Genomic DNA, 11596 nt, shown 5'->3' with positions numbered 1-11596 from the left:
GCGGCGGCACGGCGAGGCCGCCAGCATGGCCTCCACGCCGGGGAGAGGTCTTGTGGTTCGACGGGCCTGACGCAGGCCCGGACTGGGTTGCGGCCGCAAGGGTCGGGCGTGGAATCGGCCTGGCCCGCTCGTGCCGGCGCGGTCCCGCATGCGGTTCTTCGCGGACTCGGCGGTTCCACAGCCGCACCGCGGCCGCCGGCAGCGTTCGCTGCCGACGGCGTCATTCCCTCAGTACTTCGCGTCGAAAGCGAAGATCGGCTTGCGCGACCGCCACAGGCCCTTGGTGAAATCCGGGAACTCCAGGGTCTTGAAACCTTCGGCGATGGATTGCTCGGACAGGGGCGTGATCGCGCTCCAGGTCACCGCGTCGTAGATGTCGATCGGCATCGGCGCTCCGGCTTTGAGCGCCTCTATGAAGGCATGGACGACGAAATAGTCCATGCCGCCGTGACCGGCGCCGGCGGCGTCCTGCGCGTACTTGCGCCACAGCGGATGGTCGTACTGATCCTGGTAGGCCTGGAACGGTTCCCACTTGTGCGCCGGGCTGCGGCCTTCGAGGTGGATGGACTGGTTGACGTCCATCCACAGGCCCTGGGTGCCCTGCACGCGGAAGCCCAGCGAATACGGCCGCGGCAGCGAGGTGTCGTGCTGTAGCAGGATGGTCTCGCCGTTCTCGCAGGCCAGGGTCGTGGTCACCACGTCGCCGAGCTTGAACTTGACCTGGGTGCTGGGATGCGTGGTGCCGCCGCTCTTGGCCACGGTGTACTCGTGCAGGCCGCGCGCCTTGGTGGCGAAGCTGTTGATGTGGGTGAAGCGGTTGCCGCGATTGACGCCGGTGTACATCGCGCAGGGGCCGATGCCGTGACTCGGATACAGCTCGCCGTTACGACGCACAGAATGCTCGGTGCGCCAGCGCGCTTCCGACCAGCCCTTGGGACCGAACTCCACACCGCTGCCGTACGGCTGATCCGGATCGCCGGAGTTGAACTTCACCGCGCGCAGATCGTGCTGGTAACCGCCCTGCAGATGCACCAGCTCGCCGAACAGGCCGGCCCGCACCATCTGCAGGGCCGCCATCACATCGCGCCGGTAGCACACGTTCTCCAGCAGCATGTAGGGCGTGCCGGTGCGCTGCTGCGTCGCCAGCACGTCCCAATGGTCCTGCAGGCTCACGCCGGCGACCACCTCGCAGCCGACCGCGACCTTGGCCTGCATCGCATCGATCGCCATCGGCGCATGCCATTCCCAGGGCGTGGCGATGATCACCGCGTCCAGGCCGCGCTGCTCCAGCAGGCGGCGGTAAGCGTGCTCGTCGCCGTCCTGACCATAGGCCTTGGGCGCGGGCTTGCCGGCCTCGCTCGCCATCGCCAGCCCGCGCTTGAGCGCGATCGGCTCGATGTCGCACATCGCGACGACCTCGACGTCGTCGCGGCGCAGCAACTCGCGCAGCAGCACCTGGCCGCGCATGCCGGTTCCGATCAGGCCCAGGCGGATGCGCCGGTCGACGGCCCAGGCCGGCGTTGCCGACAACAGGCTGGTCGCGCCCAGGGCGGCGCCTGCCAGGATGAAATCTCTACGGTTCATGAGGTGTTCCTTTGCATCCGCGGCCGGTTCCGCCTTCAGCTTGCCACGCGCGGTTCGAATGAATGCGGATCCGACCGGATCCGCAAGAAATCGGTCAGGGCTTCAGGTGCCAGCGCTGATAGTCGTTGGCCAGACAGGTGTAGGTCTGCAGGTAGGCCCCGCGCACGCCGCCGTTCATCGGGGTCAGGCACTTGCGCGAGCCGATGTTGTAGAGCTCCCTGGAACCCGGGATCGGCATCCAGCGCTGGCGCGAGCCGTTACCGCAATCGGCCAGCCGCACCTTGTCGTCGGCGTCGGCCTGCATGCACTGGCTGCGCGAGCGCATCAGCAGGCGGAAGCCGTCGTCGCGCTCGACCTGCTGATTGACGTTGGCCGTGCAATCCCACAGGCCCGCTTGCGCGCCGCCCGACAGGGTGTCCAGGCAGTAGCCGCTATTTTCGTTGAGCAGGCGCTGCGGGTTGCCGAGCGTGCCGTAGACGTTGGCCGCGGCGATGCAATCCTGCTCCGCGGTGCAGGCCGCGCGGGCGATGGTCGCGCAATTGCCATAGGTGGCAGCGGTGCTGGACACCGGACCCACGCTGCCCTGCTCCGCCGTCGGCGCGTGCATTACCGCGCTGCTGGCCGGCACCGCGGCGCAGCTCTTACGCTGCTGGTCGCCCTGCGCATAGTCCTCCAGGAAGGTGAGGCTGTAGTTGGTCAGGGCGCCCCAGGCCGCGGGCACCTGGATGGTCGCGACCTTGCGCTGGCTGCCGTCGCCGGTATCGACGATGTACGCCGCCCATTGCGCGGGCGCCTCGGCGACGATGCGGATGTCGTAGGTGGCGCGCTCGCGCCAGGCATAGTCGACCGAGCATTGCACGCCGCTGCCTTCGTGATCGAAGTAGCGGCACAGGGTACCGGGTTCGGCGGTCCAGCCGGTCGCCTTCCAGATCGAGAAGTTCAGCCACTTGCTGCGGCCGTCGCGCTGCTGCAGGCCGACGTAGCCGCCGTCGCCGCCCTTGAACCAGAATTGGTGCGCCCAGTAGGTGTAGCCGTCCTTGCCGGGCTCGTCGGTGATGGTGGTGGGGAAGTTCATGTCCAGATAGCCCAGCTCGGTGGCCGGCCATTGGCGGTCGATGCGGACCATGCCGCCGGCGACCAGAGCGAAGGCGTTGGACGAAAGCATCAGGCACAGCAACAGCACGGCGTAGCGGATGGTGCGCATGGAAACTCTCCTGTGAAAGGCTTGGCGTTCTGGCGAACGCGGCCGGGTGCGCGACGGCCGTCCCAGGGGGAGCGGCCGCCGCGCGCTTGCGATCAGAACTTGTAGTCCACTGTTCAATCGGATCCGCGAGGAATCGGTCAGGGCTTCAGGTGCCAGCGCTGATAGTCGTTGGCCAGACAGGTGTAGGTCTGCAGGTAGGCCCCGCGCACGCCGCCGTTCATCGGGTCCAGGCACTTGCGCGCGCCGATGTTGTAGACCTCCTTGGAACCCGGGATCGGCATCCAACGCTGGCGCGAGCCGGTGCCGCAATCGGCCAGCCGCACTTTGCCGTCGGCGTCGGCCTGCAGGCACTGGCTGCGCGAGCGCATCAGCAGGCGGAAGCCGTCGTCGCGCTCGATCTGCTGATTGGCGTTGGCCGTGCAGTCCCACAGGCCCGCTTGCGTGCCGCCCGACAAGGTGTCCAGGCAGTAGCCGCTTTGTTCGTTGAGCAGGCGCTGCGGGCTGCCGAGCGTGCCGTAGACGTTGGCCGCGGCGATGCAATCCTGCTCCGCGGTGCAGGCCGCGCGGGCGATGGCCACGCAATTGCCATAGGTAGTAGCGGTGCTGGACACAGGACTCACGCTGCCCTGCTCCGCCGTCGGCGCGTGCATTACCGCGCTGCTGGCCGGCACCGCGGCGCAGCTCGCACGTTCATTGGCGCCCTGCGCATAGTCTTCCAGGAAGGTATTGGTGCTGTCGGTGAGGCCGCCCCAGGTCGCGGGCACCTGGATGGTCGCGACCTTGCGCTGGGCGCCGCTGCCGGTGTCGACGATGTAGGCCGCCCATTGCGCGGGCGCCTCGGCGACGATGCGGAGGACGTAGGTGGCACGCTCGCGCCAGGCATAATCGATCGAGCATTGCACGCCGCTGCCTTCGTGGTCGAAGTAGGCGCACTGGGCGCCGGGCTCGGCGGTCCAGCCGGTCGCCTTCCAGATCGAGAAGTTCAGCCACTTGCTGCTGCCGTCGCGTTGCTGCAGGCCGATGTAGCCGCCGTCGCCGTTCTTGAACCAGAATTGGTGCGCCCAGTAGGTGTAGCCGTCATTACCGGGTTCGTCGGTGATGGTGGTGGGGAAGTCCATGTCCAGATAGCCCAGCTCGGTGGCCGGCCATTGGCGTTTGATGCTGACCATGCCGCCGGCGACCAGAGCGAAGGCGTTGGACGAAAGCATCAGGCACAGCAGCAGCATGGCGTAGCGGATGGTGCGCATGGAAACTCTCCTGTGAAAGGCGTGGCGTTCTGGCGAACGCGGCCGGGTGCGCGACGGACGCCCCACGGGGAGCGGCCGCCGCGCGCTTTCGATCAGAACTTGTAGCCCACCGTCATGCTGAAGATGCGGCCGAAGTTGTTGGTGTAGCCGGAGAAGGACATCCAGTCGTTGGGGTCGTAGAACGGACGGCGGTCGAACAGGTTCTTCACCGTCGCGCCGACGGTGAGCTTGTCGGTCGGCCGCCAGGTCACGCCCAGGTTGGCCGTCCACCAGGCCGGCGCGCCGTCGCACTTGCTCGGCTCCACCGACACATAGCTACCGGTGCAGGTCTCGGCGTTGTTGTCCTCTTTGTCGATGCGGTCGTAGGCCCACTTGGTCCTGCCGACGTAGTTGACGTAGAAGCTGGTGTTCCAGTCGCCGTAGTTCCAGTCGACGTTGAAGGTCGCACGCACGCGTGGGTTGTTGTAGTAGCCGACCGAGTTGCCGTACATCCAGCCCGAGGCGTCGTCGACGTAGTACATGTTGCGGCGGGCGATGGTCGCGGCCACGCCGACGTTCAGGCGACCCCATTCGCCCAGGTCGAAACGGCCGCGCGCGTCGATGTCGAAGCCGTCGACCAGGGTGCGGCCGCGGTTCTTGTACTGGCCGACGACGCTGGAGATGTTGCCGATGCTGTAGCCCGGCAGCGTGCCCGGGCAGGTCACGCCGCTGGCCGGATCGGCGCACATCGCCGCCAGGGCGGCCAGGTTGGCGCGGTCGGCGTCGGTAATGCCGAAGCGCCGCAGCTCCAGAACGTCCTCCGGCTTGCTGTAGTCCGGTGCCACGATCTCGTTGCGGCGATAGATGAACCAGTAGTCGGCCGAGACCGACAGCCAGTCGGCGGGCTCGTACACAAAGCCCAGCGTCGCGACCTTGGCCTTCTCCGGCTTCAGGTCCTGGTTGGGCTGGGTCAGGCGCGCCACGTTGCGGCTGCAATCGGAATTGCGCAGGGTGCGGCCCAGGTCCACGTCGCCGGGGCGCGCGGACTGCAGCAGCAGGCTGGCGATGGCGTTGGTTTCGTTGCAGCGGATCTCGTCGCGGTAGCCGCCGATCTGCGCGAACACGCCGCCCTCGCCGGACTCGGCCAGGCTGGGCGCGCGGAAGCCTTCGGAATAGGTGCCGCGCAGCAGCAGCTGATCGAACGCCTGATACTTCAGGCCGATCTTGGGCGCCAGGTTGGCGCTGAAGTTGGGGTACTTGTCCAGGCGCGCGGCGACTTCCAGCTCCAGCTTCTCGGTGATCGGCGCCACCGCCTCGCCGAACAACGCGTAGGTGGTGCGCTTGCCGTCGAACCAGGAACCGCCCTGCTGGGTGATCAGGCCATTGGCCGCGTCGGCGTTGCCGGGCGTGTAGAAGGTTTCGCGGCTGAGATTGAAGCCGAACGCCGCGCGCACTTCGCCCGCGGGCAGCGAGAACAGCGGACCTTCGATCTTGCCGTCGAGGGTGTGCAGGCGCGTCCACGACTCGATGTCGAAGGTCGGATAGGCCTCGCGCAGCAGCTTGGCGTTGGCCTCGCTGATCTCGCCGAACTTGTAGGCCGGGTTGTCGGAGATGATCACGCGTCCCGTGCCCGGGTCGACGGTGAACGGACCGAACGCGCGTTCGAAGCCTTCCAGGTTGACGTTGGCCGTCTGATAGGTGACCGAATGCGAGCCGGCCGTGGTGAAGGCGCTTTCCCAGTTCCAGTCGCCGAGGCTGCCGCGCAGTCCGAACATGCCGCGGTAGCTCTTATCGGTATTGCGTTGACCGAAGTGGTTGTCGCCGACGTCCTGCAGCAGGTACTGCAGCCCGACCACGCCGCCGTTGATCGCGCGCAGCGCCGGACTGGCCTTGTTGTAGACGTTGTTGGGGCCCAGGTACGGGTAGAAGAACTGGTTGACGGTGTTGCCGGTGTTGCGCGAGAACCAGCTGGTCGGGTTACCGGTGGTGGTGCCGAAGGCGCGCGGGGTGCCGCCGTTGGCGCGCAGGTCGATGTCGGTGTAGGTCGCCTCGGCGAACGCTTCGGTCGTGTCGCCGATCAGGAAGCGCGCGCTGACGTAGGCGGTGGCGCGTTCGGACTGGGCGCCGCCGTCGATCTCGTTGTTCAGCCAGGTCTGCCAGATACAGCGCGGACCGGCCGCTTCGACGACGACGTTCTGGCAGCCGGGCGCGGCCTCTTGCGTGCGCCGGCCGGTGACCGGATTGATCGCGAAATAGCTGCCGGGGTTGAACACGCCCGGCGCGCTGCCGGTGCCCAGGCGCAGGTTGTTGATGTAGTTCGGGTTGTTGACGTAGTACTGCTCGGGCTTCTTGTCGTACCACTCGGACAGCGGAATCGGGTCGCGCCGGTACAGGTTGACCGAGCCGTAGACGTTGTAGCGGTCCTCGTCCAGATCGCCGAAGCCGCCGGTGAAGCTGAGCTGGTGCTCGCCGTAGGAATCGAAGCGCGGCGCGAAGTCGGTGGTCAGGTTGATTTCCGCGCCCTGGTACTCGCGCTTGGTGATCACGTTGATCACGCCGGCGACCGCGTCGGTGCCGTACACCGCCGAGGCGCCGTCGGTCAGCACTTCCATGCGTTCGATCGCCGCGGCCGGGATCGAGTCGATGTTGACGAACTGGGTCTGGAAGCCGGCCGGCGCACCGTAGTACGACAGGCGGCGGCCGTTCAACAGCACCAGCGTGCCTTGCGCGCCCAGGCCGCGCAGGTTGGCCTGCGAGGCACCATCGGAACCGGTGAACAGCGACTTGGAATCCACCTGCGCCGGGCGTGCCGCCGGCAGGTTGTCGAGCACCTGCAACAAGGTGCGGGCGCCCATGTTCTCGATGTCCTGCTTGCTGATGACCTGCACCGGCGAAGCGGTTTCCACATCGGTACGTTTGATGTTGGAGCCGGTGACTTCGATCCGCTCCAGTTCGGTGGCCTTCTCCTTGGCCTCGGCGTCGGGCGCGGCGGTGTCGGCGGTCTGCGCGTAGACCGGTCCCGCCAGGGCGGCGGCCAGGGCGACGGACAGCACGGTGACGGGGATGCGGCGATGGCGACAGCGTTGGCTTGAATGCAACATCTTCGGCTCCATTTCGATCGGCAGCGCTCGGCGCTGCGCGTTGGCTTGCGTGAGGCAACAAAGCTCCGGTGCCGCGGCTCATGGCCGCCGACGGTGCACGCAGCTACTGCTGGCGCGCAGGCACGTTCCACTGCTGACTGGCCGATCCGTTGCACGGGGCAATCGTGTTACCGGTTGCGTTAGCGCCGGCGGTCAGGCACTTGCCGGACGCGTTCTCGATCAGTCTCCCGCTGCTGACCGTCCACTTCCGACGCGAACTGGTGCAGGAGCCGGCAATCACGGAGCTGCCACCGCTGACGATCGCGCAGGTGTAGTCCTTGCCGCGCAGTGTGTCGTCTTGTGCGTAGACCCACTGCTGGTTGGCGCCGCCGTGGCAGCCATACGCGATCACATTGCCGTTTGCGATGTCGAGGCACAGGCCACCGCTGCCGCTGATCGTCGACATGACGGAGTTGCCGATGCCGTTGGTCTGCGTGGCGTAGCCGGCGGCCGTGGTCACGGTGCTGGACGTGGGGCATTCCGGCTTTACGGCCGTGCCGGTGATCCGGGCAGTGAGGGAGCCGCTGTTGGCGATCGGCACATCGGAACGCGCACGCGAGAACGGTTCGCTCATGCAGGAAGAACCGAGATCGTTCCAGCGGTAGTATTCGGTCCAGCTGATCGAGTCTGGCGTCATCGTATCGGTGCCGACCTTGATGCTGCCGAGCTTGAAGGACGTGTTGTCGGCCAGATTGGTGACGGTCATCCCCCACCAGCCATTGCCCTCGGCCACGTAGTGGAATTCGTAGGTATCGCCTTCTTTCCAATCGCCCCAGCGGCGGCAGCTCATGCCCACGCCCTCACCGCTGAACGGTTCGCACCAGCTGCCTGGACCCGGCACGGCTTCGGTGACATCCCACACCGAGAACAGGAACTTGCGCTGGGTACCGGCATTGGTCTGCATGCCCGCGTAGGCAACATGGCCATTGCTGAACTCGATCTGGTTGGACCAGTACACATTTGACCCATAACCGGGATCGCGCGTGACCGTCACCGGGTAGGCCACGTCACTCAGGGCCGTCGCGCCGTCGAACTTCCAATACACGTAGCTTCCCGGTACATCGGTTGCAGCAGCGCTCAGGCTGACGCCGAGAGAGAGGGCGCCCATCAGCAACGAACCGGCACTTCTGAACATGGACTTTCCAAGCATGTCGATTTTCCTCATGTCTGAGTAGCAAAAGGAGTGGCTTTTTTCGGTGTTGCGTTATTGCCATTGCCTACGGTCCGGCGACACGAACCACTCGGCGTACCGTTTCGACTCGATTCCCGCCCGCGTGCTCCCGTCGGAGCGACGGCGGTGGTTGAGTCGCCGCTGTGCTGCAGCGCTCCTCCGCCAGCGGCATGAGGGCGAACGTCGCTGGTGGACCCAGCGACGTTCGCATCGATCAAGCTGCGCTTACCTCCAGTTGAACTCGGCCGTCAAGCTCACGGAACGCGGGCTCTGTCGGCCCTCCACTTGCAGGTAGTTGTGGCTGATGGCACCAGCGTCCTCGCGCACTTCCTGGTAACGCGTCACCGTGCCGCTATCGAACAGGTTGAATACATCCAGTTTCAGGCTCAAACCAGGAGCCTGACGGGGCAAGTAGGTGACGTTGGCGTCGAACTGCGTCCGCCACGGCATCCGCCCCCGGCTGCCGCGCGGTGCCGGCTGACCGTCGCAGAAGAAGTACGCGCTGCCGTAGTTGCCGTCCCAGTTCAGTTCCGGCGGCAACTCGCCGCGGCAGTTGCGAGGCGCACCCGACTGCGCGGATAAGTTTCCGCCCAACAGCACTTCCGGATGCACTTGGAAATAGCCGTAGGCCTTGATTGCATGGAGGCGATCGCTCGGCAGGTAGCCGTTGGCGTAGTACATCAGCTCCTTGTGGTCGGAACTGACGGTCAACGCCACGTCGCCGCCACCCAAGGTGTCGACCTGACCTTCCATGTTGCCGCGCAGGGAGGAGAGCGTGTAATCCACGCGACCGTACCAGCGGTTGCTGAAGGGATGCTCCAGGAACAGATTGAGCGCGCGGTAGATGCGATGCGCCTCCGGCAGGCCCCAGCCTTCCTTGCTGATGTCGACGCGGCGCAGGCCCGCGCCGTCGCTGAAATCGACCCACAGGCTGTTGGCTCGACCAGGATTGATGATCGCGCAGGAAAATCCGCCCCAGTTGCTGGTGTCGACGCTGTTGCGCGCGGCCCAATCATCGATGGGGCGCTGATCGCAGGTGTCATCGTTGGTCTCGTTGAGATGCCGGTACAGCAGGTTGGCGCCCAGGATGTAGTCGCTTCCGAGCGCCTTCTCGAAGCCGAGCGATAGCTCATCCTGCGACAGGGGCTTGAGGTCGATCGCGGTGACCTCGCGAGCGTCGCGACCCTGGCCATAGAAGTTGTTGGGCGAATACGGATTGCCGATCGCATGCAGACCGGTCGGCACACCGGTTGCCGGGTCCACACCGGTGTAGGTGTAGTACTGGCTGGTGCTCAGCAGCGGGCTGGCCATGTTGCTGGACAGGTTGGACGGCACCGGCAAGTGGTAGCGGCCGGCGTTGGCGAACAGCTTGAGCGTGCCATCGCCGAAGTAGTCCCAGGTCACGCCCAAGCGCGGCGCGAGCATATTGTCCTGCTCGATGAAGGCCTTGCCGTCGGTGGTGTAGTTGACGAACTGCTCACGTCGCAATCCCAGGTCGAGCAGAACGTTGTCGGTCACCTGCCACAGGTCCTGGATGTACTGCGCCGACTGCCGGCTGCTCGGATGCGCCAGGTTGTTGGAGATGTCATGGCTGACGTAGTAACCCTGAGGACCGAAGCCGCCGCCTTGCGCCGGCGTCTCGAAGGCGCCGGCAATCGGGCGGTTCGGGTTGGCCGCCTTGCGGTACGACCAGCGCGAACCGCCGGCCAGCGTCTGACCGACGTCCGAGTCGATTTGCATGCGATCGATACCACCGCGCAGCGAGTGATTGCCCAGGCGGTATTCCACGTCCAGGCGTCCGCCCTTCTGCTTGTCGCCCGAACCAGGCGCGGGCAGGGAGCCGGTCACGATCTGTGGATTGGGGTAGGTCAGACCGGGCACGCGCGTGGTCACGCCCGACGAGGTCTGTGCCAGGCGGGGGTCGTAGCCAGCGGGAATGCGCTGGTGGCTGGTTCGCGAATCGCCATAGAGCGCGGTCAGCGTCAGGTTGTCGCTGAGGTAGCCGGTGTACTTGAAGATGGAGATGTTCGCGCCCGGCGCGGTAGCGCTGTCGCAGCAGTTGTAATACGTCTGCGCCAAACCACTCTGCACCTTGTCGTGCTGCAGGGTGCTGTAGTCGAAGCCATAGGCCTTACTGGTGGTCTGGGTGCGGTCGTAGAGCTTGGTGAACTCGAAATGGTGGTCGTCGGTCAGGTTGAAATCGATCTTGGCGAGGTAGCGCTCGACCAGAGTGTCGCGCGAGCTCCAGCCGTTCGGCGTGTATCCGCCGCTTTCGCTGCTCGCCGACACCGATTGGTCATCGGTATGGGTCTGCTCCATCGCCGCGAAGAAGAACAGCTTGTCGCGGATGATGGGACCGCTGGCATACAGGCCATAGCGCTTGCTGTCGACGCTGTTGTCCTGGTTGTAGTACAGCAGCTTGCCGTCGGTATCGGGGTTGGCTCCGGTGTTGGGCCAATAGGTGTCGCGGCGCTTGCCGCGCAGTGAGTCTGGCGTCCAGGTTACCTTGGCGCCGACTTCGAATTCGTTGCCGCCGCTGTGGGTGGTGATGTTGACGATGCCGCCGGTAGCACGGCCGAACTCAGCACCGTAGCCGCCGGTCAGCACCTGCATGTTGGAGATCGCACCGAACGGCAGTTCCGAGGCGCCGACCTGGGTGAGGATGTTCGTCACCGGAAAACCGTTGACGTAGAACGAGTTCTCCGATTGACCGGCGCCGCCGATGCTGGGCGCGTTGCCGTATTGGCCGTTGCTGCCGCGCACTGTGCCGGGCGTGAGCTGGGCCACCGACGCCACGTCGTTGGCGACCGGCAGGCGCTGCAGGTCTTTGGCGGTGAAGATCACACCGTTGTTAGTGCTGGTGACGTCGATCTTGCTGCTGGCGGGTGCGGTCACTTGCACCGCATCGATTTGCACGGCCTCGTCGTAGCTCGCTTCCACGCCACTGCCGACCTTGGCCTCGACATCGACGCTGCGCAGTACCTGGTCGCCGCGCATGATGCGCACTTGGTACCGCCCCGGCGGCAGCGAGGTGGCACGATAACGGCCGCTGGCGTCGGGCTGCACGCTGCGCTGCACGCCGGTGGCTGTGTTCTCCAGGACCACGCGCGTGTCCTGTCCGGCAGGCACGCTACCGTAGATGATCGTGGTGGCGTTGGACTGGGCCCAGGCTATCGGCGCCGCTGTAGCGAGCGTCAGACCCAGGGCAATGGACACGGCGTGCACGCTGGCACGGACCATGGGGGAACGTTGAGGACGATACTGCACGTGA

General features: G+C 65.8%; 6 protein-coding genes. All 6 read right to left on the bottom strand.

Features of this window, described 5'->3' with window-relative positions:
- Positions 1-228: 228 nt before the first annotated feature.
- The 6 genes from ASD78_RS01605 to ASD78_RS01580 all read right to left on the bottom strand — a co-directional run bounded on the left by ASD78_RS01605 (position 229) and on the right by ASD78_RS01580 (position 11565).
- The gene (locus ASD78_RS01605; RefSeq protein ID WP_056097893.1) at positions 229-1584 is read right to left on the bottom strand and encodes a Gfo/Idh/MocA family oxidoreductase; all 1356 of its coding nucleotides are present in this window, start codon (positions 1582-1584) and stop codon (positions 229-231) included.
- A gap of 94 nt (positions 1585-1678) precedes the next feature.
- Positions 1679-2788: a ricin-type beta-trefoil lectin domain protein gene (locus ASD78_RS01600; protein WP_056097891.1), complete on the bottom strand. Its 1110-nt coding sequence runs from the start codon at positions 2786-2788 to the stop codon at positions 1679-1681.
- A 137-nt stretch (positions 2789-2925) separates the two neighbouring features.
- Positions 2926-4035 (bottom strand): ricin-type beta-trefoil lectin domain protein, encoded by a 1110-nt coding sequence (locus ASD78_RS01595; protein WP_056097889.1) that lies wholly within the window; start codon positions 4033-4035, stop codon positions 2926-2928.
- Positions 4036-4127: 92 nt separating this feature from the next.
- Complete coding sequence (locus ASD78_RS01590) at positions 4128-7115, bottom strand: TonB-dependent receptor (RefSeq protein ID WP_056098155.1); 2988 nt, start codon at positions 7113-7115, stop codon at positions 4128-4130.
- A 103-nt stretch (positions 7116-7218) separates the two neighbouring features.
- Complete coding sequence (locus ASD78_RS01585) at positions 7219-8319, bottom strand: ricin-type beta-trefoil lectin domain protein (protein ID WP_082575377.1); 1101 nt, start codon at positions 8317-8319, stop codon at positions 7219-7221.
- 231 nt (positions 8320-8550) lie between these two features.
- Positions 8551-11565 (bottom strand): TonB-dependent receptor, encoded by a 3015-nt coding sequence (locus ASD78_RS01580; protein ID WP_056097885.1) that lies wholly within the window; start codon positions 11563-11565, stop codon positions 8551-8553.
- Positions 11566-11596 lie beyond the last annotated feature (31 nt).

The organism is Lysobacter sp. Root667 (genome assembly GCF_001427715.1).
Classification (GTDB): Bacteria; Pseudomonadota; Gammaproteobacteria; order Xanthomonadales; family Xanthomonadaceae; genus Lysobacter.
Note: the sequence above shows the minus strand (reverse complement) of the source record. Positions and strands in the feature narration are given on the sequence as shown.